Source organism: [Clostridium] citroniae WAL-17108, assembly GCF_000233455.1.
Lineage (GTDB): Bacteria > Bacillota > Clostridia > Lachnospirales > Lachnospiraceae > Enterocloster > Enterocloster citroniae.
This window is the reverse complement of sequence record NZ_JH376421.1, coordinates 372,013-395,020: the sequence shown is the minus strand read 5'-3', so window position 1 is coordinate 395,020 and position 23,008 is coordinate 372,013. Positions and strand designations below refer to the sequence as shown.

Annotated in this window: 19 protein-coding genes; 13 read left to right on the top strand and 6 right to left on the bottom strand. The window is 49.8% G+C overall.

Features of this window, described 5'->3' with window-relative positions:
- The first annotated feature begins 493 nt into the window (after nucleotides 1–493).
- The 7 genes from HMPREF9469_RS11785 (at nucleotide 494) to HMPREF9469_RS11755 (ending at nucleotide 7,879) form a co-directional block, all read left to right on the top strand.
- Complete coding sequence (locus tag HMPREF9469_RS11785; protein ID WP_007862207.1) at nucleotides 494–844, top strand: hypothetical protein; 351 nt, start codon at nucleotides 494–496, stop codon at nucleotides 842–844.
- The gene (locus HMPREF9469_RS11780) at nucleotides 819–1,094 is read left to right on the top strand and encodes a hypothetical protein (protein ID WP_007862206.1); all 276 of its coding nucleotides are present in this window, start codon (nucleotides 819–821) and stop codon (nucleotides 1,092–1,094) included. Before HMPREF9469_RS11785 ends, HMPREF9469_RS11780 begins: the two co-directional genes overlap by 26 nt.
- A gap of 231 nt (nucleotides 1,095–1,325) precedes the next feature.
- Nucleotides 1,326–2,591, top strand: coding sequence for a histidine--tRNA ligase (gene hisS / locus HMPREF9469_RS11775; RefSeq protein ID WP_007862205.1), 1,266 nt, complete (start codon nucleotides 1,326–1,328; stop codon nucleotides 2,589–2,591).
- A gap of 11 nt (nucleotides 2,592–2,602) precedes the next feature.
- Nucleotides 2,603–4,405: an aspartate--tRNA ligase gene (aspS, locus tag HMPREF9469_RS11770; protein WP_007862204.1), complete on the top strand. Its 1,803-nt coding sequence runs from the start codon at nucleotides 2,603–2,605 to the stop codon at nucleotides 4,403–4,405.
- A gap of 328 nt (nucleotides 4,406–4,733) precedes the next feature.
- On the top strand, nucleotides 4,734–5,648 hold the full coding sequence (locus HMPREF9469_RS11765) for a hypothetical protein (protein WP_007862203.1): 915 nt from the start codon (nucleotides 4,734–4,736) through the stop codon (nucleotides 5,646–5,648).
- Nucleotides 5,649–5,757: 109 nt separating this feature from the next.
- Entirely contained in the window at nucleotides 5,758–6,987 is a 1,230-nt protein-coding gene (locus tag HMPREF9469_RS11760; RefSeq protein WP_007862201.1) for a winged helix DNA-binding domain-containing protein, read from the top strand.
- Between the two features lie 235 nt (nucleotides 6,988–7,222).
- On the top strand, nucleotides 7,223–7,879 hold the full coding sequence (locus HMPREF9469_RS11755; RefSeq protein ID WP_007862199.1) for a class I SAM-dependent methyltransferase: 657 nt from the start codon (nucleotides 7,223–7,225) through the stop codon (nucleotides 7,877–7,879).
- A 140-nt stretch (nucleotides 7,880–8,019) separates the two neighbouring features.
- On the opposite strand, the gene HMPREF9469_RS11750 is transcribed toward HMPREF9469_RS11755, so the two are convergent.
- From HMPREF9469_RS11750 to HMPREF9469_RS11730, 5 genes are read right to left on the bottom strand one after another with little or no spacing between them, the layout of a single operon-like run.
- Entirely contained in the window at nucleotides 8,020–8,664 is a 645-nt protein-coding gene (locus HMPREF9469_RS11750; RefSeq protein ID WP_215630161.1) for an MgtC/SapB family protein, read from the bottom strand.
- A 59-nt stretch (nucleotides 8,665–8,723) separates the two neighbouring features.
- Complete coding sequence (locus HMPREF9469_RS11745) at nucleotides 8,724–9,407, bottom strand: MBL fold metallo-hydrolase (RefSeq protein ID WP_007862196.1); 684 nt, start codon at nucleotides 9,405–9,407, stop codon at nucleotides 8,724–8,726.
- Nucleotides 9,408–9,418: 11 nt separating this feature from the next.
- A complete protein-coding gene (locus tag HMPREF9469_RS11740; RefSeq protein WP_007862194.1) occupies nucleotides 9,419–10,240 on the bottom strand; it encodes a carbohydrate ABC transporter permease in 822 nt (273 codons plus the stop codon).
- Nucleotides 10,241–10,253: 13 nt separating this feature from the next.
- A complete protein-coding gene (locus tag HMPREF9469_RS11735) occupies nucleotides 10,254–11,150 on the bottom strand; it encodes a carbohydrate ABC transporter permease (RefSeq protein ID WP_007862192.1) in 897 nt (298 codons plus the stop codon).
- Nucleotides 11,151–11,209: 59 nt separating this feature from the next.
- The gene (locus tag HMPREF9469_RS11730; RefSeq protein WP_007862190.1) at nucleotides 11,210–12,589 is read right to left on the bottom strand and encodes an ABC transporter substrate-binding protein; all 1,380 of its coding nucleotides are present in this window, start codon (nucleotides 12,587–12,589) and stop codon (nucleotides 11,210–11,212) included.
- Nucleotides 12,590–12,845: 256 nt separating this feature from the next.
- Here HMPREF9469_RS11730 and HMPREF9469_RS11725 point away from each other — a divergent pair, with 256 nt between their 5' ends.
- Nucleotides 12,846–15,080, top strand: coding sequence for an extracellular solute-binding protein (locus HMPREF9469_RS11725; RefSeq protein WP_007862188.1), 2,235 nt, complete (start codon nucleotides 12,846–12,848; stop codon nucleotides 15,078–15,080).
- Here HMPREF9469_RS11725 and HMPREF9469_RS11720 read toward each other — a convergent pair.
- The gene (locus tag HMPREF9469_RS11720) at nucleotides 15,077–17,071 is read right to left on the bottom strand and encodes a sigma 54-interacting transcriptional regulator (protein WP_007862186.1); all 1,995 of its coding nucleotides are present in this window, start codon (nucleotides 17,069–17,071) and stop codon (nucleotides 15,077–15,079) included. The genes HMPREF9469_RS11725 and HMPREF9469_RS11720 overlap by 4 nt on opposite strands.
- 250 nt (nucleotides 17,072–17,321) lie before the next feature.
- Here HMPREF9469_RS11720 and HMPREF9469_RS11715 point away from each other — a divergent pair, with 250 nt between their 5' ends.
- The 5 genes from HMPREF9469_RS11715 to HMPREF9469_RS11695 all read left to right on the top strand — a co-directional run bounded on the left by HMPREF9469_RS11715 (nucleotide 17,322) and on the right by HMPREF9469_RS11695 (nucleotide 22,998).
- Nucleotides 17,322–18,971, top strand: a complete 1,650-nt coding sequence (locus tag HMPREF9469_RS11715) for an ABC transporter substrate-binding protein (RefSeq protein ID WP_007862184.1) — start codon at nucleotides 17,322–17,324, stop codon at nucleotides 18,969–18,971.
- A 134-nt stretch (nucleotides 18,972–19,105) separates the two neighbouring features.
- Nucleotides 19,106–20,071, top strand: a complete 966-nt coding sequence (locus tag HMPREF9469_RS11710; RefSeq protein ID WP_007862183.1) for an ABC transporter permease — start codon at nucleotides 19,106–19,108, stop codon at nucleotides 20,069–20,071.
- Between the two features lie 4 nt (nucleotides 20,072–20,075).
- Entirely contained in the window at nucleotides 20,076–20,984 is a 909-nt protein-coding gene (locus HMPREF9469_RS11705; protein WP_007862182.1) for an ABC transporter permease, read from the top strand.
- Nucleotides 20,985–20,998: 14 nt separating this feature from the next.
- A complete protein-coding gene (locus HMPREF9469_RS11700; protein WP_007862181.1) occupies nucleotides 20,999–22,003 on the top strand; it encodes an ABC transporter ATP-binding protein in 1,005 nt (334 codons plus the stop codon).
- A complete protein-coding gene (locus HMPREF9469_RS11695) occupies nucleotides 22,000–22,998 on the top strand; it encodes an ABC transporter ATP-binding protein (RefSeq protein WP_157140288.1) in 999 nt (332 codons plus the stop codon). Before HMPREF9469_RS11700 ends, HMPREF9469_RS11695 begins: the two co-directional genes overlap by 4 nt.
- Nucleotides 22,999–23,008: the final 10 nt, after the last annotated feature.

The following is a 23,008-nucleotide window of genomic DNA, read 5'->3' as shown; positions in this document are numbered from 1 at the left end:
ATGGGATCGATAAGGAGTCTGGTACACCTGGCAGATATACTGGGGCATTCCAATGTTGAGACCACACGCATTTATACGGTTTCTACCGGGGAAGAACAGGAAGCAGTGATGAAGAAAATGAAAATGATCATTTGATGGATAAAACGACATAATACATATTATGTCGTATTTTTATCACCTTTTTGCCCCGGCCCCTTCCACATAACGCTGCCCATACCATGTATTTTGTATGGTGTTGCATGGCATTGGGCAGTATTACATGGTTCTACGCGGTTCTGCAGGGAGATCCCAAGAGGAGTCTGGATGGTTCCCTTAAAAAAATATTGCCTGCTCACGGTTTTGTGATATAATAAATCCATGGAAACCAGCTTATTGTTACAGATAATACGCTGTTTTTATGTATTTGTAAAACATAATATGTATTATGTAGTTACAATCTGCCTGGAATTTAATTTTTGTTTTGCGGTTTGTAAAAGCAGGTAAGGAGTCACGTATGATTAAAGCAAACAAGGTGGAAGATGGTTACAGTAGGGAAGTGTGCAGCAGCAGGGAAGATACAGGTTCCGCATTGCTGGAAGAACTCAGGGAGCTTTTAGGCTGCACATATTTATCGGATCTGAGAACCTGGTACTGGCAGTCGGTCCTTCGCCTGGTACTGGACCGGATACCCCGGGAAAAATACGGCCTGAAGTCATGGAATCAGGCCGCGGGCTATATTATGGGAAAAGGCATATCCTGTACCAGCTGCCAGGAGGCAAGGGAGGCCCTGACCGAGTATTCCTTACAGCGGCTGGAGGACCGGATGGATTGGAGGGAGGATGTACGTGGCGGCAGACACAAGTAATCTGAAAGTATGCGTCCGCGTCATGGGGGAAGCCCCAGGCCGCCCCTGCGCCATGGCTTCGGTCAGGGTCAGTGAAGGGGTTACCATATGCGGCATCCGTATTTACAGCAGCAGAGGTAGGCTGAGTGTTGTCTACCCGTATCTGAGAGAAGGGAAAAAACAAATGCCCGCTGTTGTGATCAGCGGGCCGGTTAAGCTGAAACTGACGGACCTGATCCTGGAGGCGTATGAGTATGAGAGAATGAGGTAGGTCCATATGGTGCGGGAGCTTACTGACGGGGCAGTCTGCAAAACGTTTATGTTTGCGCCAAAATCATAATCATACAGCACCAATATACAGCAGGACAGCCAAAATACAGGGCCGTCCTGCTGTATTGCTGCTTTATATGGGGAAAATTCCTTAAAACACTTGCAAAATCGTAAAAGTTATTTAAAATATAGGTATTGACTAAAATCAGAATGAAAGAATGGGAGAATGCATATGGCATTGGCGAAGAAACCGGTTACCGGTATGAAGGATATCACTCCTGCGGAAATGCAGATCCGCGAATATGTGATGGATCAGATCAAAGAGACTTACAGGGGTTTTGGATTTTCACAGATAGAGACCCCCTGCGTGGAGCATATAGAAAACCTGACCAGCAAACAGGGAGGGGATAATGAAAAGCTTATTTTTAAGATCCTGAAAAGGGGAGACAAGCTGAACCTGGAGACTGCTTCTGGGGAGAACGATCTGGTGGACAGCGGGCTGCGCTATGACCTTACCCTTCCTCTGTCACGCTATTATGCCAATAATGCGGCAAACCTGCCAAGCCCTTTTAAGGCCCTGCAGATGGGCAGCGTGTGGCGTGCCGACAGACCACAGAAGGGACGTTTCCGTCAGTTTGTACAGTGCGACATTGATATCCTGGGCGATCCAACCAGCCTGGCTGAGATTGAACTGATCCTGGCTACCACTGCGGCTCTGAGTAAGATCTGCCCGGACAATGCATTTACAGTCAGGATCAATGACAGGGAGATCTTAAAGGGAATGGCTCTGTACTGCGGATTCCCGGAGGATTCCATGGACCAGGTATTCATCACACTGGACAAGATGGACAAGATCGGCCTGGAGGGAGTGGAGAAGGAACTTTTAGAGTCCGGATACCAGAAGGAATGTGTTGACAAATATCTGGACATGCTCAAGAATGTGACCAGGAATGCGGATGGTGTGCGGGCCCTTGGCCAGAAGCTGGCAGATGTAATGCCCCTTGAGGTGAGCCGTAATCTGGCACACATTATGGACACGGTGACTGAGGTGTCTGAGGCTGATTTCGGCCTGGAGTTTGATCCGACCCTGGTGCGCGGCATGTCCTATTACACGGGAACGATCTTCGAGGTTTCCATGGAAGGATTCGGAGGTTCCGTTGCAGGCGGAGGACGCTATGATAAGATGATCGGAAAGTTTACAGGCATGGAGACACCGGCCTGTGGTTTTTCCATTGGATTTGAGCGGATCGTAACCATTCTTATGGACAATGGTTTCAAGGTGCCCGGAGCAGGAGAAAAGAAAGCGTATCTGTTTGAAAAGGGAGTGGACAGTATCACCCTGGCCGGCGTGATCAAAGAGGCCATGGAGGAGCGCAAAAAGGGCGCTCATGTGCTGGTTGCCCAGATGAACAAGAACAAGAAGTTCCAGAAGGAGCAGCTTGGAAATGAAGGTTATACGGAGTTTAAGGAATTCTACAAGGAAAGCTTGAAGAAATAAAGGAGATAATTATGGCAGAATCAATGATTGGGCTTAAGCGGTCCCACAGATGTACAGAAGTAACAACCGCTAATATCGGTCGGGAAGTGACCGTAATGGGATGGGTACAGAAAAGCAGGAACAAGGGCGGAATCATTTTCGTGGACTTACGGGACCGCTCCGGCATCCTGCAGATCATATTTGAAGAGAGCGATTGCGGTCCTGAGAACTTTGCAAAGGCTGAGAAGCTGAGAAGTGAGTTTGTCATTGCAGTGACAGGCCGTGTGGAAGCGCGTTCCGGTGCTGTGAATGAGAACCTGGCCACAGGCGCCATTGAAGTCAGGGCACAGTCCATGAGGGTGCTGGCGGAGTCTGAGACACCGCCGTTTCCCATTGAGGAGAATTCCAAGACCAAGGAAGAACTTCGCCTTAAGTACCGTTTCCTTGATCTGAGAAGGCCTGATATCCAGAGAAACCTGATTACACGAAGCAGGGTTGCCACCCTTACAAGGGCATTCCTTGCAGAGGAAGGATTCCTTGAGATAGAGACTCCCACCCTGATCAAGAGTACACCTGAAGGCGCACGTGACTATCTGGTGCCAAGCCGTGTACATCCCGGTTCCTTTTATGCGCTTCCCCAGTCACCCCAGCTCTTTAAGCAGCTCCTTATGTGCTCCGGCTATGACCGGTATTTCCAGCTGGCTCGCTGCTACAGGGACGAGGATCTAAGGGCTGACCGTCAGCCCGAGTTTACACAGATCGATATGGAGCTGTCCTTTGTGGATGTGGATGATGTTCTGGAGGTGAATGAGCGTCTTCTTAAAAAGCTGTTTAAGGAAATCTGTGATTTTGATGTACAGCTTCCCATCCAGCGTATGACATGGCAGGAAGCCATGGACCGTTTTGGCTCTGATAAGCCTGACCTGCGTTTTGGAATGGAGCTTAAGAATGTATCTGATGTGGTAAAGGACTGCGAGTTTGTTGTGTTTAAGGGCGCCCTGGAGAACGGCGGCACTGTGCGCGGCATCAATGCACAGGGACAGGGACATATGCCCAGGAAAAAGATCGATGCCCTGGTTGAATACGCCAAGGGCTTTGGAGCCAAGGGCCTTGCCTATGTGGCGATCGCAGAGGACGGTACCTTTAAGTCATCCTTTGCAAAGTTCATGAAGGAAGACGAGATGAATGCCCTGATCGCTGCCATGGGCGGACAGCCGGGAGATCTGTTACTGTTTGCTGCTGACAGGAATAAGGTGGTATATGACGTACTCGGTAACCTGCGTCTGGAATTGGCCAGGCAGCTGGATCTTCTTAAGAAGGATGATTTCAAATTCCTTTGGGTAACGGAGTTTCCGCTGCTTGAATACTCGGAAGAGGAAGACCGCTATGTAGCCATGCATCATCCATTTACCATGCCCATGGATGAGGACCTGCAGTATATTGATACAGATCCGGGCCGTGTGCGGGCAAAAGCGTATGATATTGTGCTTAACGGCGTTGAGTTGGGCGGAGGTTCCGTACGTATCCACCAGGCGGATATCCAGTCCAAGATGTTTGAAGTACTGGGATTTTCACCGGAACGCGCACAGGAGCAGTTCGGCTTCCTGTTAAGCGCATTTAAGTACGGCGTACCGCCCCACGCAGGTCTGGCATACGGACTGGACCGGGTGGTCATGCTGATGGTTGGCTCGGACAGCATCCGTGACGTAATTGCTTTCCCGAAGGTAAAGGATGCCTCCTGCCTGATGACGGAAGCTCCTGCTCCTGTGGATGGAAAGCAGCTGGAAGAGTTGGGAATCGAGATTGCGGCAGAGGAAGCAGTAGTTGAATCATAAAAAAGAAAATGGGAGCGGATGGTTATCCGCTCTCATTTTAGTCTTGCCCAACCCGAGGAACCATGTTATATTAAGTAGACCAGTCTGTGGCGTGCCGTAAGAGCTTATCTCTCATTGCTGCAAATCATTTGATCATTCTAATCTAAGGTGCGCAGTGCGCATATTCTGCCCATTGAATCGGGCGAAGGATCCATTTACTATGAACATATCATACTTTTACCCGCTTGGGTAGGAACAAAGGAAAAGGCAAAGGCGCTATTGTCTGGTTTACTTAAAAACGATATAATGGGGATAGGTTCTTATATGGCTTGCCGGAACAGGAGGCTGTATGGGAAAAGAAGGCCTGCCAAGGCAGGGGGAGGACAAAAGGGTCAGCCAGCTGGAGGACCGGGTACTGAAAACCGCCGCCCAGTTTTTCGGGGAGGATCTGCTGCCCTATGTGGGTGTAAAGGGCATGATTGACCGGGTGGCGCCCACAGAACATATCCATCTGGAGATGCGCAGGCTGGAGGAAGACTTTAACTTTATCATGAAAGACGGCTCATGGAGACACCTGGAATTTGAGAGCGACAGCATCACCCAGCGGGATTTAAGACGGTTTCGGGAATACGAGGCATTTATCGGTATGGTTTACAATGTTCCGGTGGTAACTACCGTGCTGTGTACCTCCAATGTAAAGATACTCAAGGGGGAACTGGTTAACGGGAACAGTATATACCGGGTTGAGCTGGTGCGTTTGAAGGACCGTAATGCGGAAAACGTTTTTGAGAAGCTGGAGCGCAAGATGAAAAAGGGAAAACAATTGAAGCGTTATGATGTATTTCCAGTTCTCCTGTCACCTTTGATGTCAGGGGAGATGGCGATGAGCGAGCGCATCTGCCAGGGCATGGACATACTCCAGCGCGGGGAATTGGATATTAGGAAAGGCGAGATCAAACGGATGCAGTCTGTTTTGTATGCGTTGGCGGTCAAGTTCTTAAAAAGGGAAGAACTAGAAAAAGTAAAGGAGAGGATCGGAATGACGATATTGGGACAGATGCTTTGGGAAGAAGGCATGGAAACCGGGCTGGAAAAGGGAATGGCAAAAGGAATGGCAAAAGGCATTCAGGCACTGATCCTGGACAACATGGAGGAAGGTATTCCAAGAGGACGGATTATAGAAAAACTGTGCCGTAGATTTTCGCTGAGCGAAGATGTGGCCATTGCCTACTATGAAAAATATGCAGCCCATGATAATCGGTAGAGTAACATGGCGCGGAGAGAATATGGTACAAGGAAGACATTGTACAAATAACACATGATCCGGTGAGGATATGATCCGGAACAGGCATATTACAGAAAGGACATATTACATGGAAGAGCCAGGCATTGAACGGATAAGGAGCTTCAGGCTCCGCTCCCACCATCTGGATGCAGTATACCGGAAGTCTGATATAGGGGAGGCCATAGGCGCATGTGGGATGCAGAACACCCCGCCCGGCGCATGGGAGGCAGCCCTGTACAACCGTGTTCCCGATTGCACTTTGGGGGAGATGGAGCAATTGCTGTATGGGGATAAGACGCTCTTGCAGGCATGGAGCTTAAGGGGAGCGCCTGTTGTATTTCCGACCGCGGAAAGTGATGTGTTTTTGTCTGCTCTTATTCCCAGAGGAGAAGAACCGTGGATCTATACACAGGGGATCACATTGGCCCTTGATTTTTTGGAGATGGAGATGGGTGATCTGTCAGATATGTTATTGCAGGTCATGCCGCAGCTGGATGACCAGGTTATTGTCAGCAAAAATGCGCTGGATGAGACCATTGCCCAGTGGATGGCGCCGCTGCTGCCTTCCTCAAAGCGCGGTCTGTGGAATCGGCCATCCATGTACGGCAGCCCGGATAAGCAGACTGTGGGCGGCGCTGCGGTATCCTTTCTGCTTCGCCCCTGTGCCTTCAGGGGGTTGGTGGTGTTTGGGGAACGGAGCGGCATCAGCCCTGCATTTACCTCCTATAAAAACTGGACAGGGCATACCTTAAAGGCGGATGAGGAATCTGAAAAAAAGCTGGTGAGGAAATACCTGCACTGCTATGGACCTGCAACAATTGATATGTTCGTAACCTGGCTGGGGTGTTCCCGTTCCCAGGGGCGGCGTATGTGGGAATCTGTTTCAGGGGAAATGGAGCCGGTCGGGGTGTTGGGGAAAGAGGCATTTATTTTATCTGAGGACAAAGAGCAGCTTTTTGCCGATGCGGTCTTTTCAAGGGAACTTTTATTTCTTGGCGCCCATGACCCCTTCCTGGACCAGCGCGACCGAATGATCCTGCAGCCCGACCAGTCCCTGCACAGACAGATATGGAAACTTGTCACCAATCCGGGTGCTGTCATATTCCGCGGAGAGATCATCGGCGTTTGGACATCTAAAAAGAAAGGTAAGGGGATGGAGATAAAACTATCCCTTTGGGAAGATTGTCATGAGATGCAGAAACTTCGCAATCTGGCAGAGGAATACGCTGGATTCCGCCAACAGGAATTGCGGCTGACCCGCGTTGACGGAGGGATATATGGGAATGATAGAGGTCGGGGAACGGTCCCCCTCAGCTGATACAACAGCTGGTAGAAATATGGAAAAATCTGTAGGATCAATACATTTATTTAGTCAAGGAACTGGTTGTGGATGAGCAGAACCCACTTGCAAAGGGGTTTTACGAACATGTGGGTTTTCAGGTCTATCAAAGAACGGGTCATGACAAACAGGGAAATCCGTATCCGCTTTTATACATGAAACAGGATTAATAGATAAACTAGAAAATATAATGAGGTAATTTACGGAGGCAAAGATGAATATTTCAAGAGCATGGGATTGGAAACAGGAAACGGATCCCTTTTGGCTCAAGCCAAGTGAGGAGAGTTATTATTTTGCAAACCGATGGAAGGAGATGAACTTTAAAAATTTACTGGATTTTGGCTGTGGTCTGGGGCGTCATTCCATTTTTTTTGCAAAGCAGGGCTTTCATGTATGGGCATTTGATCTGTCGGAAGACGGGGTAAACACGCTGACCGGCTGGGCTAAGAAAGAGAATCTGAGCATAAATACCCATATCTGCGATATGTTAAAACTCCCTTATCCCGACCAGTACTTTGACGGTATATTTGCGTATCATGTGATCTCCCATACGGACACAAAAGGAATGGAGGCCATCCTTTCTGAAATCCACAGGGTGCTGAAACCCAATGGGGAGATATTTTTATCACTTTGTTCAAAAGAAACTTGGAGCTATAAAGAAGCCGGGTATCCTAAAATCGATGATAATACAATTGTAAAAACAGAGGAAGGGCCGGAACAGGGTGTCCCCCATTTTTATGTCACCTTTGATGATATCATCCAGTTGTTTGGAGAGTTTGAGATCCGGCATATCCGGCATGTGGATGACTGCTACTATGCAGGTGAAAAGCATAATAGCAAACATTATTTTATATTGGCAAAGAGCCGGTAAAGAATGCATATAAAGAGAGGATCCAACAGATGAATGCCGGAAGCATAAGAATGCTCCGGCATTCACTGCTGGAGGATTGTTTGCGTGAGTATTGTTTGAGCAAAGATTGTTTGGAAATGTCCCAATTTAAAGTCCCATCCTCATCCTGAAATCCCATGAATCCTTTCGTCCTTTGAAAGCGCAAGGAGCAGTTTGTTTTTCTCATATCTTGCCGGGTAAAGCAGATCAAACTCAATCTTGGTCTCGGATTTGGATTTATTGATTTTCAATCCTATGATTTTTATCTTTTCCCTGCGGAATTTTTCCTGCATCTCTGACATCACTTCGTCAAAATGATCCGTGGTCACTTTTACATAGCCTCTGGTTGGCTCAGAGGACAGGAAGGGTATGTTGTGAAGCAGGATCTGGATAAAGACGACCAGAAAGCCTGCACAGATTCCGATAAAATAAGATCCGGCCCCAATGGCCATTCCCACACCTGCGGTTGTCCAGATCCCCGCTGCCGTGGTCAGGCCGCTTACTATATTATTTCTCACAAATATGATACCCGCACCCAGGAAACCCACGCCGGATACGATCTGGGCAGCCACACGGGAAGCGTCATAGTCAGGGATATCGTGAAACCCGTATTTGGATACGATCATGATCAGGGCGGCCCCCAGGCCTACGATGGCGTGAGTGCGCATGCCTGCGCTTTTGTCCCTGCTTTTGCGCTCGTATCCTATGATATAACCTACAAAGCATGCCAGGATAATTCTCATCAGAAGCTCGCTTTGAAATTGCATTTCAGGGGACAGACGGTTCAATAGTTCCATTCGCATCACCGGGCAGATTCCTTCCTTTCTCATATTTGTACGATATTAAAGCCCTTTTCTGTCAAAAGTTCTTCACATGCGCTGTCCAGGTGCATACAGTACACCGACATGCGCTTTTCCATGGGTACCCACTGTTCCAGCTTTCCATAAAAGCAATGGGAAGGGTCAGGGGAGTCATGGGTGGATGTATCCTGGTAAATTCTCTGTACAGAACCGGTGAGGAACCGGGTGCGGATCTCATCCGGCACATCGGAGGCATCTCCGCTGTAGTAGACACACTCCCGGTCATCGAAGAGGAGATAACCGTAACATTTCATATCGGCTGCATGTTTGACCGGTACGGGCTCTGCCTTCAGGCCCGCTCTGTTTTCCGGGAGGTGTTCCAGGTAAATGTATGCTTCCGGGTCAATTCCCACCAGGGTCAGAAGCTGGGTTATGGTGGACTCGGGGTGGATGACATGGACCTTGATGCCGTGGAGGCAGTGATAATAGGATATCAGCGTTCCCAGACTGCCCACATGGTCTGCGTGAAGATGGGTGAGGATCACGTAAACTGCGGTTATGCTGTTCAAGTCTTCCTTTCGGTAGAGCGTATCAAAGATGGTCTCCCCGCAGTCTAACAGGTACAGTTCGCTGCCGCTTCGCAGATAAGCCCCTGTATTGCCGAAAACGGGATAAAAGGCAGAGCCCTTTCCCAGAAAATTAAGTTTCATGAAAACGCCTCCTATTCTTTAATGCCTGCGCTTACAAAGCTGCTCATGAACTGTTTCTGAGCAAAAAAGAATGCCAAAAGCAATGGGATGATGATGATAAATGCAGCGGCACAGACATTAGCCCATTGCATGTTTGCTTCCTTTGACTTGGCGAAAATGGCAAGACCCACGGTCAGGGTCCGGTTCTCCGGTGAATTGGTAACGATCAAGGGCCACAGATAGTTGTTCCAATGATAGCTGACAGAGATGACCGCAAAGGAAAGGTAAGCCGGCTTTGCACAGGGCATGTATACCCTCCATATGGTCTGCCAGGTATTGGCGCCGTCAATCTTAGCCGCCTCGGCCAGGGCCTTGGGGATGGATTTAAAATGCTGCCTCAGGAGGAAGATCGCCAGTGCGCTTCCGTAGAAAGGAAGCATCATACCGATCTTTGTGTCCACCAGCCGCATCTCAGAAAGTGTCATGAAGTTGGGGGTGATCAGTACATCATTAGGGATGATGATCTGCATGAAGATCACTGCAAATAGAAGGGAGGAACCCTTAAAATCCATAACACCAAGGGCATAGGCTGCCAGGGTGGAGGTGACAAACTGGACGGCAAAGGTACATATGACCAGGGCCAGGGTGTTGATATAGTAGGTGGCAAAAGGAATGGCATTCCACACATAATAAAGGTTATCAAGGGTAAAAGGAGTGGTGGGAAACAGTGACATGTGGAAGGAGGGAACGGAAAATGCAGTCCCAACCATCCAGATCAACGGAATCAGCCATAACACCCCAAGGATAACTGCAAATGCGGTGACTGCGAAACCGGTTCGTTTTTTCTTCTGCATGGTTGATCCTCCTTTAATTATAGTGAATCTTCTTATCCTGGCTCAGGAAGCGCGGCAGTGCAACGATCATAAGCAGGACAAGCATAACGGTTGTCAGGGCAGATGATACCCCGTAGTTAAAGTTGGTAAAGCCCTGCTGGTATATGTAGTAGAGAAGCAGGGTGGAGGCGTTGTTGGGCGCCCCTTCGGTCATGATGACCACATGGTCCACCAGCTTAAAGCTGTTGGTCAGGGCAATGGTGGAAACAAATAAAAAGGTGGGTGCCAGGAGCGGCAGTGTGATCTTCCTGAAAATGGTCCAGGTACCTGCGCCGTCAATTCTGGCGGCTTCATTGACTTCCTCGGAAATGCTCTGGATGCCGGAGAGGAAGAAGACCATCAGGTATCCGGCTTCCTTCCACACATACATAAAAGCCATGGCGGGCAAAACCGTTTTTTTGCTGGAGAGCACGTTCATGGGCTTGATGCCAAGGGATGAAAGCATCTGGTCAAACAGGCCGTTCTTTGCCATGTAGATAAACATCCAGATGCTGGCAATGGCGATCATGGGCATGATGACCGGATAAAAGTAGGCTGTGCGCACAAACCCGGTGGCTCTGCTCTTGCGGTTGACAATGGCAGCCAGGAAAAGGCCGACTACCATACTGGGTATGATGGTGATCAGGGCAAAGTAAAGGGTATTGCCCATTACCTTCCAAAAAAGGGAGGAGCCTGCCAGGCTGATGTAATTCTCCAGGCCGATAAAATCCGGGGCCTTCATGCCCAGCTTATATTTTGTCATGCTTAGATAGATACTGCGGAAAACAGGCCACACAGTAAAAATAAGCATAAAGATCAATGACGGTGTGACCAAAAGCCATGCGATCAGGTTCTTTTTAAGGTCACGTTGTTTTTTTGTATATGTTTTCATATTCATTGCCCTCTGTTAGCTTAGAAGGAACCTTGTATCAAGGTTCCTTCATGGTGGATTTACTGGTATTCTGACAGGACCTCAGTGGCCTGATCCTGGGCTGCCGACAGGGCTTCCTCAGGTGTGGCGTCTCCAACAACGGCTGACTGTATGTTGTCGTTTAAGATACGCCAGATTTCAGCTGCATTGTATGTGGTAAGCTCCGGCTTGGACATAGGGATCTGCTCATATGCCACCTTTGCCTGGGGTACTTCCTCATAATAATTCTTCATCAGGTCTGTGTCAAAGCAGGATGTCCTGGTTGCTACGTATCCTGTATCCAATGACCATTGTGCGGCCCTTTCCGGCTCGGTTGCAAATTTGATAAATTTCCATGCGGCCTGTACCCTGTCTTCGGAAATACCGCTGGAGATATAGAAATTGCCGCCGCCCGTAGGAGCGGCCACCCTCTTATGCCCTGGCAGGAATGCGGTGCCGAACTCAAAGCTGGCATTTTCGTTGATGTTGGCCATGTTGCCTGTGGTGTGATAGATCATGGCAACCTCACCCGCAAGGAACTGGGTGGGAAGATCGGTCCACTGTACAATACCGGGAGCCATGATCTTGTACTTGTTCTGCAGATCCAGCCAGAACTGAAGCGCTTCCACATTCTCCGGGGTATTGAACAGAACCTGTTTGCCGTCCTCTGTCATCAGATTCTCGCCGTTTGCACTGTTCTGAAGGCAAAATCCTGTAAATGCCCACTGGGCGGATCCGGAGTTCAGGGCAAGCCCCACGCCAAATCGGTTGTCATTCGTTAGTTTCTGGCCATATTCCACAACTTCCTCCCATGTGGCAGGCGCCTTCTCGGGATCAAGACCCACTTCCTTAAATGCATCCTTGTTGTAGAAAAGTACCATGGTGCTTCTCTGGAAGGGGATGGAATAGATCTGACCGTCCACATAGGAATCTTCCATAAAACCATCCAGGAAATCACCGATATATGCCTTTCCCTCATCCCCGTCAGCTGCGATCAGCTCATCTAAAGGCATTGCCATCCCGGTGGAAGCCATGGTAAAACGCTGGGTTGCCAGACTGACAAATACATCCGGAGGGGTGCCTCCCTGTACGGCTGTCTGGATCTTGGTAACGGTGTCGTCATAATTTCCTGTATAAACCGGTTCTACCACGATGTCGGGATTTTCTGCGTTAAAATCTGTACAGATCTGTTCGATCAGCTTTGCTGCGGATCCGCCTACATTGACAGGATAATAAAATGTCAGATGAAGGGCGTCTTTGGACGCTGTGGTTGGGGTGGTGCTTTCGCTGCTGCCTGAGTCTGCGGCCTCCTGGCTGGCAGCCTGAGTCTGCTGTGCGGTCTTGCTGTTTTGGCATCCGCTTAAGGAAATAGCTGATACGATAAGTCCTGCAGCTGCTGCAAGTGCTACTCTTTTTTTCATTTGTTTCCTCCTTTTAAGTGCCTGATTATCAGATAGGCTAATTATAGCAAAAGGATTGAAACGTGTCAATTATGATATGCAAACTTATACACAAAAATTACAATATTTTACCTAAAATTTTCTTATAATTTACGATATATAGGAAAAAATGCTCAAAAATGAAATTGAATATAATTCAAATACAGTGGAGCGAGGGGAATTCAGATTGTTGTTTTCTAATAGATATGATATAATTTCTACAAGATAGGAGGTCACTATGGTAACGATCAAGGACATCGCCAGGGCAGCGGGAGTGGCGCAGGGAACAGTTTCCAATGTGCTCAACGGCAAGGGAAATGTAAGCAGCGAAAAAATCAAGCGTGTCATGGATACAGCGCATGAGCTGGGCTATGTTCCCAATGGGCGGGCAGCCCTGCTGCGCAAAGGTCTTAGTAATTCCCTGGCGGTCATTATGCCGGATTCCAGGGCAAGGCAGTATGAGGATTTTTATTTCAGCTTTAAAAGCTATGCCCAAAGCTGCGGATACACAGTGACCCGCCATATGGCCAATGAGAATACGCCGGCCAGCGAGGAGGAGGCTCTGTCAGAGGTGCGGCCTCTTCTGGTTAAGGGAATTGCCTGTATCTCGTCCGTGGCCGGAACACCCTATGAGGAAAATATCTATAAAGAGGGAAGTATTTATAAGGAAGAGGGAGATCTGCCCGGGATGCTGTTCGTGGAACGAAGACCGGGGTTTCAGTCGGATTTTATAGGATTTGATTATGAGGAAGCCGGGGCGGGGATGGCCCGGGAGGCGATCCGGCGCCGATACACCAATGTCTGCCTTCTCACCGGCAATCTCTGCTATTCCAATGAAGCTGATTTTTACCGGGGGTTCATGGAAACCATGGACGGCTGCAGCTGCCAGGTGACCCATATACAGACGGACAGTTTCCGGAGATATCAAAACATCATGCAGATATTTAACGGGCCCATGCCTCAGGCTTTTTTCATATCCAACTACGGATTTGCGGAGAGTGTGAAAGATATCTGCCTTACGTTTTACGGCACGGACAAGCCCTTGGAGATATATACGGTTTCGCCGGTGTTCACCATGCCGGAAAATGATTTTACAAAATATGAGATGAACTACCGCCAGCTGGGGAAGGTGGCGGCAGAGATCCTGATCCGTCAGGCGGATGAGGAGGAAGCAGGCGGGAAAAGAGAAGAATGGAGCCGGGTGATGTTGGAGAGCAGCGGTTTCAGGGACTGGTATTCCAATATTATTGTGCCAAGGGATAAAAAGCCCCTTAATGTGATCACCCTGGACAGCCCGGAAGCCTATATCATGCGGAATTTTTCCAGACTGTATACCAAGAAGACCGGAACCCGTGTGAATATCTGTATCTATTCCTACGATGAGATCTATGAGGCGTTCAACACCCTGAACCAGTCTTCTAATTTCGATGTGCTGCGTCTGGATGTGACCTGGCTTTCCTGGTTTGCGGAAAAACTTCTGATGCCGCTGACTGATATAGATCCTGCTATCGACAGGAGTTTTGGGGAATTCCTGGACGGGACCCTGAAGCATTACGCCAGAGTTCACGGCCGTATCTACACCCTGCCCTCCACCCCCAGTGTACAGATCCTGTATTACAGGAAAGATCTATTTGAGAGCCCCATCTATAAACGGATGTACTTTGAGCAGTTTCGGACCGAGCTGGCGCCCCCCAGGACATTTCAGGAATTTAACCGTATTGCGGCCTTTTTTACCAGGTCTGTGAACCAGGCATCCCCTGTGGATTATGGCGCAACCATCACCATGGGGTCCACGGGAGTGGCAGGGTCGGAGTATCTGGCAAGGCTGTTCAGCCACCAGGAGAACCTGTATGACGGCAGCCGTGAGATACATCTGGACTCGGATGTGTCCATCCGGGCCCTGAAGGAGCTGATCGAGGTGAAAGCCTACACTGCCCGGGATTACTGCAGCTGGTGGACCAACACGGCCCGGAGCTTTGCCACGGGCAACTATGCAATGTCCATTCTCTACAGCAATTATGCAAGCGACCTGCTGGGACACGCGTCCAATATTGTTGGAAAGATCGGCTATACCATGGTTCCGGGTGCGAATCCGGTCATTGGCGGAGGCAGCCTGGGGGTATCGAAATATTCGGAACATCCCGAGGACGCACTATCCTTCATTAAGTGGATGTGCAGCGAGCCCATATCATCGGCCGCATCCCTTTTGGGCAGCACATCCCCCTGCAAAAAGACATATGAAAATTATGAGGTGCTCCACAACTTCCCGTGGATGAACCTTTCAAAGGAATGCTTCACCCTTACCAGAGGCGGCCGGATCCCCGAGCAGTCGGGAATGGCCTTTGATGAAAGGAAATTCCTGAGTATCCTGGGCATGGCTGTGAAAAATGCCTACAGCAGCATATCTTCCCCTGAGGTATCGCTTAGAAACGCCCAGGAGCAGTTTGAACGGTACTTTAAGAGCCGGTTCTAGCGGCTCATCAAAATCCCCAGCTCCGTAGCCTCGCACCCGCCCCTGGTACGGTGTACCTTGATGCATCCGTCCTCAGCCAGGCGCTTGAGCACGGTGCGGATCTTTCCCTCCGACAGAGTGATGCCCATTTGAAGCAGCTGTTCCTGGATGGAGGCGCGGCCGATGCGGGGACTCATTATGATCAGTGAAAGGATATGCTTTTCCGTCACATCCAGGGAGGTCTGGCGGCTGAGGATCTGGTTCAGGATGTAGCCGGGCAGGTCGCTTAGGGGAATCCGTTCACGCTGGTATATGCAGGAAAAGTAGTTGCACAGGTTGTTCATTTCCTGGGCATTGCCGGGCCAGTCGTATTGCTTTAAAAATGTAATAAGATGTTCTGTGAGGACCCCTTCCATAAAGATCGTGGGGTCCTTAAATGCGTCTTTGAGCAGGCTGTTTAAAAGCAGGGGAATATCATCCCTGCGCTGCCGGATGGGGACTGTGTTCAGGGAAAATGTGTTCAGCAGGAAAAACAGGTCATCCAGAAAACGGCCCTCCAGCACCAGGCCGTACAGGTCCTTGGTGGTGGTCGCGATGATCCTCACATCCAGGGTCATGGGTTCTGAACTGCCTATGGGCATATAATATCCGTTCTGAAGCACGTTAAGAAGGAGCTGCTGTGTCTGGGGCGCGGTGTGATGGATGCCGTTTATTAAAAGGGTGCCTCCTGAGGCGGCCCTGAATGCGCCCAGACGGCGGTGGGTTCCCAGGGAGGCATTTTCCTCAGTGCCCAAAAGCTCCGCCTCAATGCCGGATGGATTCAGGGAGGAAAAGTTTAAGGAAACAAAGGGGCCATCGTGGCGCCTGGAATTGCGGTGGATGGCCTGGGCCAGCATTGCCTTTTCCGTGCCGCTTTCTCCCTGGATGATCACCGGAAAGTCGTTCAGGGATATCCTGCGGGCCGTGTCCAGCAGATGGGTCTGGGTGGGATTCCTTGTGATCATATTGTTAAAGTCATACAGGTTCCTGGTGCGGAAAGGAAAGGTGGACCCGGAAGGCCGGATACCTGCTGCCTGGTCTTCGCACTCAGTGGCATGGAGCAGGTAGATCTCCGATTTGGGGTTCAGGCTGAATCTCTGGAACCACAGGCGCACCTGGCCGTGTCCCGGCTGCCCGATGATGGTTTCCCTTGTTTTGGGAAAATCGTATTCAATGCCATAGGAAGCTAAAAGGGCATGGAAATCCCTTCCCACCAGGTTTTTTTCCTTAAAGCCTGTGAGCTTGCGAAATGGATGGTTGGCCATCTTGATCATACCGTTTTCATCCAGCAGGCAGAAGCCTTCGGATACATTATCCAGAACCACCTGTGTGATCTGCTTCATGTCCAGCGCATGGCTCAGCTGCTGGTTGGACAGCTTAAGGACCTGTACGATATGGCTTATGTAATTCCTGGTCACCTCGTCCGTCAGGCTGATGGGAAGGTGGAACCATGCAATGATCTCGTTGATAGTGGAAATGTCCACCACCCGGTTGCCCATATCGATCACCGTTGAAAGAGTGGATGGGACCAGGTGGAGTTCTCCGGGGGTGACGCCGTAGTGGATATCCGGGTCCGGATCCGTGCAACCCGGAAACCAGGGCAGGAAATGATATTGGGAAAAACCGTATTCCTGGAGCTGGAGGATGACTTCATTGGCGTTTTCCTCCGTGTCATTGACCAGGTATACGGAGGAGCCCGGCGGTATCTGAAGGATCTTATGGAGGTAGGTGTGGTTAAAGGTGCGCATGCAGACCATCTGGTATACCTGTTCAGGCAGGGGGTATAAAAGATTATCCTTTACGTTCTCCGTGGTGAGAAGGATGCAGTCGGCACTTTCCATGAGCTCAGGGGTGGCGTCCGCGCCTCTGGCTGCCTGTATGGTGAGGTGTTGGTTAAAGATTGAGGACAGATAGGATGCAATTCCGATTTTTGCAACCGGGTTGTTTGTTAAGACCAATAATTTCTTTTTCATTGTAAAAACCTCCCGTAATTAGGTTTATTATATCCTGAAAAAACATTTAAAACAACCTAAAGCATTTAGAAAACAAAAAATGGATCACATTAGGGGTGTTTTTGTCCCGGTTTATTTGACATTGATAAATTAAATCAATAAAATTTAAGAAAAGCAATGGCGCTTTTTTCGTACCGGGTGCGCCCTTGCTTTTTCTTTATCATTGTGTAAAGAAAGGGCAGTTATCAAGAACAGAAGGAGGAGTATAAGAATGAAAAAAAGAACATTATCTTTATTTGTTGCAGTATCCATTGCAGCGGGATGTCTTGCCGGCTGCGGCGGAGGTTCCCAGACCACTGCTACCACGGCAGGAGGAACGTCTGAAACCCAGGCCACACAGGGAGGGCAGTCAGGGGAAGCTGCTTCAGACAGTGCTTCGGGAAAGGACAGCCTGGTGATCGCCATGGCTTCAGATATCCTTTCCATGGACCCGTTTAAATATGATGAAGGTCCTACAAACCAGGTAATGGCCCATATTTATGAGGCCATGGTATTGCAGGGTTCAGATATGCAGTTTGAGCCAGGTCTGGCAGAGAGCTGGGAAACTTCCGAGGATGGTCTGGTATGGACCTTCCATCTGAGAGAGGGCGTTAAGTTCCATGACGGTGAGGTAATGGATTCAGGTGATGTTCTGGCCTCCATCAATGTGGCCAAGGATCCGGATTCACCTTCTGCTTTCAGCAGCTACACCAGCACCTTTGAGAAGATAGAGGCCCCGGATGCCAACACGATTAAGATCACGACCAAGACACCGAATCCTTTGATGCTCTTTAACGTGGCTCAGATCTATGTGTTAAAGCAGGAGAATGTGGAGGGCAAGACAGAGGAGGAGATCTCCGATGTGGTGATTGGTACCGGCCGCTATAAGTTTGTGGAGCAGGTAAAGGAAGACCATCTGGACATGACTGCCAATGAGGATTACTGGGGTGAAGTGCCGTCCATTAAGAATGTACGCTTCCGCCCCATCACAAACGAGGCAACCAGGACAGCTACCATGCTCACAGGGGAAGTGGACTTCACCATTGATATCTCCCCGCGTGACATTGACAGGCTGGAGAACACCGAGGGCATCAGTATATTAAAACAGCAGGGCACCAGGGAAATCTATCTGAACCTGGACAGCCGGGAGGATTCCCCACTGTTCCCGGGACAGAAGAACCCCATGGCGGATCCTAAGGTAAGACAGGCAATGTACCTTGCCATTGACGAAGCCACCATTATCAAGAACATCATGAACGGCTGCGCATTTGAGATGAATTCCATTATCCCGGAAGGATATGTTGGATATGCTCCTGTGGAACGTGAGGGTTATGATCCTGAGAAGGCAAAACAGCTCCTTGCAGAGGCAGGTTATCCGGATGGATTTGAGGTGACCCTTGACGCTCCCAATGACCGCTATATGAATGATGGGCAGATCGCACAGGCAGTTGCTGGCTTTCTTGAGAAAGTGGGGATCAAGGTAAACCTGAACCTGATGCCAAAGGCCAACTTCTTCACCTATATCAAACCGGCTGAGAACAAGTCCATGCTGCTGATGACAGGCTGGTCCGATGCTTCCGGCGATGGCCTTTCCCTGCTTCACGACATGCTCCAGACCTTTAACAGGGAGAACGGTGACGGAACTGTAAACAGAGGCCACTACTCCAACGCAGAGGTGGATGCCCTGATCAAAGAGGCATACACGGAGATGGATGACACCAAGAGAGGGGAACTGGTTGCCAAGGCAGAGAAGATCGCCAGGGATGACTATGCATACATCCCGCTGCATTTTGAGCAGGATACATACGCGATCAAGGATACTCTTGACTATACTCCAAGAATGAACAAATACGTTCTGGCTTGGGAATTCTCATACAAATAAGGCGTAATACGCCTGATATAGGGCGGAATTATGCCTGCCAAAGGGACTGCTGCAAAACAGGGAGAGGAATACCTTTGCGGCAGTTCCCTTTTTTACAATCCGGCAAGGTATAGCTAAGAACGAGGTGAAACAGAGTGTTAAAATATATAGTAAAACGATTTGTACAGATGATAGTGGTTCTGTTTGTGGTTTCCATACTGGTATTCATGCTGACCAATTTTATCGGCGACCCCGTGGATATGCTGGTGCCTGAAAATGCAACTATGGAACAGGTTGAGTCGGCCCGTGCCAGGCTGGGGCTTGACAAGCCTCTTCCTGTGCAGTACGCCATTTTCCTAAAAGATGTGCTTCATGGAAACTTCGGTAAGTCCTATACCTACGGCAAACCTGCCATGGGTCTTATCCTGGAGCGTATGCCCGCAACCATGGAGCTGGTTGCCATAGCAGCCCTTTTAGTGCTTGTGATCGCGATTCCTCTGGGCGTTTACGCGGGAGCGTATCCAAAGAGGGCCAGCAGCAAGATCATCATGTCCGGTTCCATACTGGGCATTTCCCTTCCATCCTTCTGGGTGGGTATGATGATGATCTACATATTTGCGGTCACCCTGGGCAAGCTGCCTGCTTCGGGCAGGGGCGGTACGGTGGATGTGCTGGGGGTGAACTTAAGTATTTTTGCCCCGGGCGGGATCAGGTTCATTATCCTCCCGGCCATTACCCTGGCCATCACCAATGTGGCCACCACCCTGCGCCTTACCAGATCCGGCATTCTGGAGAACATGCGCCAGGACTACATTAAATTTGCAAGGGCCAAGGGCGTGTCGTCCAGAACACTGCTTTTTGGGCATGCCTTAAAGAATGCCCTGATCCCGGTGGTTACCATATTTGGTATGGATCTGGGGAATATGATTGCTTTTACAACCATCACGGAAACCATTTTCGCATGGCCCGGCATGGGAAAGCTGCTCATTGACGCCATCAACAAATCAGACAGGCCTATTATCGTGGCCTATCTCATGGCCGCAGCCTGTATGTTTGTGGTATTAAACTTTGTAGTGGATCTGTTGTATACATTGATCGATCCCAGAATTGAATTGAGGTGATGACATGGAAAACGAAGTACGCGCAGAAAAGACAGGCTGGTGGAAAAGCTTTTTAAGTTCAGAGTTTTTCTTCCATTATAAACACAATATTCCTGCCATCATCGGCAGTATTCTGGTTCTGATCGCCATCCTCACAGCCGTGGTGGGACGGTTCCTGGCGCCTCAGAATCCATATGACCTGACACAGATCAATTTGTCCGATTCCTACCTGCCGCCTTTTTGGCTGGACGGGGGAAAGATGTCCTTCCTGCTGGGAACAGATGAACAGGGAAGGGATATCCTCAGCGCCATCATTTACGGAAGTGCAAGCTCTATTATGATCGGTCTGGTGGGCATGGCTGCTTCCTGCTGTATCGGTACTACCCTGGGACTGATCGCAGGTTATTTTGGTGGAAAAGTGGATGCCGTGATCATGAGGATCGCGGATATCCAGCTGTCCTTCCCCTCCATGTTAATCGCCCTCTTTATCATGTCCGTGTTCGGCAGGGGCGTGGGCAAGCTTTTGATTGCCCTCACCATGGTGGGATGGGTGACTTATGCCAGAACGGTCCGGGGTGAGACATTGTCCGTAAAAAAGATGGAGTACGTGGAAGCGGCCAGGACTATCGGCCTTCCGGGCCGCATCATCATCATAAAACACGTGCTGCCCAATGTGGTCAATTCCATTATCGTCCTTGCCACCATTCAGATTGGTAACTTTATCCTGACAGAGGCGACCTTAAGCTTTCTTGGCGTAGGCGTGCCCATTACCCAGCCATCCCTGGGACTGCTGGTTAAGACAGGATTTGACGTGCTCTTCTCAGGGCTGTGGTGGGCTTCCGTATTTCCGGGCCTTTACATCATGCTCATCGTGTTCGGCATCAATCTGCTGGGGGATTTCCTAAGAGATGAGTTGAACCCCAATCTGAAATAAGCGAGGTGGCTGTAATGGAAAATAAAATATTACTGGATATAAAAGGCCTGAAAACCTACTTCCATACATTTAAGGGAGTGGTCAAGGCCGTGGATGATGTGAGTTTTACCCTGAGGGAGGGGGAAATCCTGGGAATCGTAGGTGAATCCGGAAGCGGTAAATCCGTCACCAGTTTTTCCATCCTGAAGCTGGTGGAGGAACCGGGCGTGGTCAAGGCGGACCATATCATGTTCGGTGACAAGGATCTAAGCCATGCCAGTGAGCGTGACATGACAAAGATCAGGGGCAAGGATATTTCCATGGTGTTCCAGGATCCTATGACGTCCTTAAACCCCCTGTATACCATTCAGAGGCAGATGGAGGAGGTTCTGATCCTTCATGAACCCCAGATGAATGCGGCCCAGCGCAGGGCCAGGTGCCTGGAACTGTTGTCCTCAGTGGGCATACCCAATCCTGAGGAGCGGTTAAAGGAATATCCCAACCAGTTCTCAGGCGGTATGAGGCAGAGGGTTATCATTGCCATTGCCCTGGCCACCAATCCCAAGCTGCTGATCGCGGATGAGCCCACCACGGCCCTGGATGTTACCATTCAGGAACAGATCTTGAAGCTGATGAGAAAGCTTGTAAAGGAGCACAATACTGCTTTGATCCTGATCACCCATGATCTGGCAGTGGTGTCCCAGATGGTGGACAGGATCAATGTCATGTACTGCGGCAAGCTGGTGGAGACAGGAACCACACAGGATATTATTTCTTATAACGCCCACCCCTACACCGAGGGACTGTTAAATTCCATTCCCAAACTGTGGGAGGACAGGGACCGTCTGGATTATATCCCGGGCATGGTGCCCAATATGTTTGAACTGCCGGAAGGGTGCTATTTTGCTCCCAGGTGCAAATACTGCCAGGAAATCTGCCTGCATAAACAACCGGAGATGAAGCGGGTCGGCCCGGACCATATGGCTGCCTGTCATTTTCCACTGGTAAAAGATAAAACAGGGAAAGAGGAGGGGAAATGATGGAGCCATTGATTGAAGTAAAAGATTTAAGCCAGGAGTTTCATATGACAAAAGGCCTTCTTCAGTCCCTCAGGGTTGAAAAGGGAAAGATCATAAAAGAGGACAAGGTGGTCCACGCGGTAAACAAGGTGAACTTCCAGATTGAAAAGGGCGAGGTGTTCAGCCTGGTGGGGGAGAGCGGATGCGGCAAATCCACCACTGCCAGGACCATCATCCGCCTTCTGGAACCCTCAGGGGGCCAGGTGCTGTACAAGGGTGAGGATATCAGCCATCTGAGCCCCAGGGAGCTTCTCCCATACAGAAAAAGCATGCAGATGATCTTCCAGGATCCCTATGCCTCGCTGAACCCAAGGCAGAGGGTAGAGGATATTATTATGGAACCCATGTTGTTCCACGGGGTTGCAAAAGACAAGAGTGATGCCAGGGAGCAGTGCATGAACATCCTGAACCGGGTGGGGCTCCGCCCTGAACAGGCCGGCAGATACCCCCATCAGTTTTCCGGCGGCCAGAGACAGCGCATTGGAATTGCCAGGGCGCTGGCTGTTAAGCCGGAGTTTATTATTGCGGATGAACCGGTATCTGCCCTGGATGTATCCATCCAGGCCCAGATCCTTAACCTTCTCATGGACCTGAAGGATGAGTTCCATTTCTCATGCCTGTTCATTGCCCATGACCTTTCCGTGGTGCGCCACATCAGCGACCGTCTGGGCGTTATGTACCTGGGCGCCCTGGTGGAAGTGGGGAATAAGCAGACCTTGTTCCAGAACCCGCTGCATCCCTATACAAAGGTGTTGTTCTCAGCGGTTCCCACCGTTGGGGAGAAACCATTGGTGGAGCATATTGACGCCACCGGAGAGATTCCCAGCCCTGTAAACCTGCCCAAAGGGTGCTTTTTCTGCGAACGCTGCCCCTATGCCACAGAGCGGTGCCGCAGGGAACACCCGGAACTCAGGGAAATCGAACCCGGGCATCAGGCCGCCTGCCATATACTTTGACGGGTCATGT

What these genes read in the sequence shown, in the direction of transcription:
- HMPREF9469_RS11785 (WP_007862207.1), top strand. Translation starts at nt 494, where the DNA reads ATGATTAAAGCAAACAAGGTGGAAGATGGTTACAGTAGGGAAGTGTGC.
- HMPREF9469_RS11780 (WP_007862206.1), top strand. Translation starts at nt 819, where the DNA reads ATGTACGTGGCGGCAGACACAAGTAATCTGAAAGTATGCGTCCGCGTC.
- hisS (WP_007862205.1), top strand. Translation starts at nt 1,326, where the DNA reads ATGGCATTGGCGAAGAAACCGGTTACCGGTATGAAGGATATCACTCCT.
- aspS (WP_007862204.1), top strand. Translation starts at nt 2,603, where the DNA reads ATGGCAGAATCAATGATTGGGCTTAAGCGGTCCCACAGATGTACAGAA.
- HMPREF9469_RS11765 (WP_007862203.1), top strand. Translation starts at nt 4,734, where the DNA reads ATGGGAAAAGAAGGCCTGCCAAGGCAGGGGGAGGACAAAAGGGTCAGC.
- HMPREF9469_RS11760 (WP_007862201.1), top strand. Translation starts at nt 5,758, where the DNA reads ATGGAAGAGCCAGGCATTGAACGGATAAGGAGCTTCAGGCTCCGCTCC.
- HMPREF9469_RS11755 (WP_007862199.1), top strand. Translation starts at nt 7,223, where the DNA reads ATGAATATTTCAAGAGCATGGGATTGGAAACAGGAAACGGATCCCTTT.
- HMPREF9469_RS11750 (WP_215630161.1), bottom strand. Translation starts at nt 8,664, where the DNA reads ATGCAATTTCAAAGCGAGCTTCTGATGAGAATTATCCTGGCATGCTTT.
- HMPREF9469_RS11745 (WP_007862196.1), bottom strand. Translation starts at nt 9,407, where the DNA reads ATGAAACTTAATTTTCTGGGAAAGGGCTCTGCCTTTTATCCCGTTTTC.
- HMPREF9469_RS11740 (WP_007862194.1), bottom strand. Translation starts at nt 10,240, where the DNA reads ATGCAGAAGAAAAAACGAACCGGTTTCGCAGTCACCGCATTTGCAGTT.
- HMPREF9469_RS11735 (WP_007862192.1), bottom strand. Translation starts at nt 11,150, where the DNA reads ATGAAAACATATACAAAAAAACAACGTGACCTTAAAAAGAACCTGATC.
- HMPREF9469_RS11730 (WP_007862190.1), bottom strand. Translation starts at nt 12,589, where the DNA reads ATGAAAAAAAGAGTAGCACTTGCAGCAGCTGCAGGACTTATCGTATCA.
- HMPREF9469_RS11725 (WP_007862188.1), top strand. Translation starts at nt 12,846, where the DNA reads ATGGTAACGATCAAGGACATCGCCAGGGCAGCGGGAGTGGCGCAGGGA.
- HMPREF9469_RS11720 (WP_007862186.1), bottom strand. Translation starts at nt 17,071, where the DNA reads ATGAAAAAGAAATTATTGGTCTTAACAAACAACCCGGTTGCAAAAATC.
- HMPREF9469_RS11715 (WP_007862184.1), top strand. Translation starts at nt 17,322, where the DNA reads ATGAAAAAAAGAACATTATCTTTATTTGTTGCAGTATCCATTGCAGCG.
- HMPREF9469_RS11705 (WP_007862182.1), top strand. Translation starts at nt 20,076, where the DNA reads ATGGAAAACGAAGTACGCGCAGAAAAGACAGGCTGGTGGAAAAGCTTT.
- HMPREF9469_RS11700 (WP_007862181.1), top strand. Translation starts at nt 20,999, where the DNA reads ATGGAAAATAAAATATTACTGGATATAAAAGGCCTGAAAACCTACTTC.
- HMPREF9469_RS11695 (WP_157140288.1), top strand. Translation starts at nt 22,000, where the DNA reads ATGATGGAGCCATTGATTGAAGTAAAAGATTTAAGCCAGGAGTTTCAT.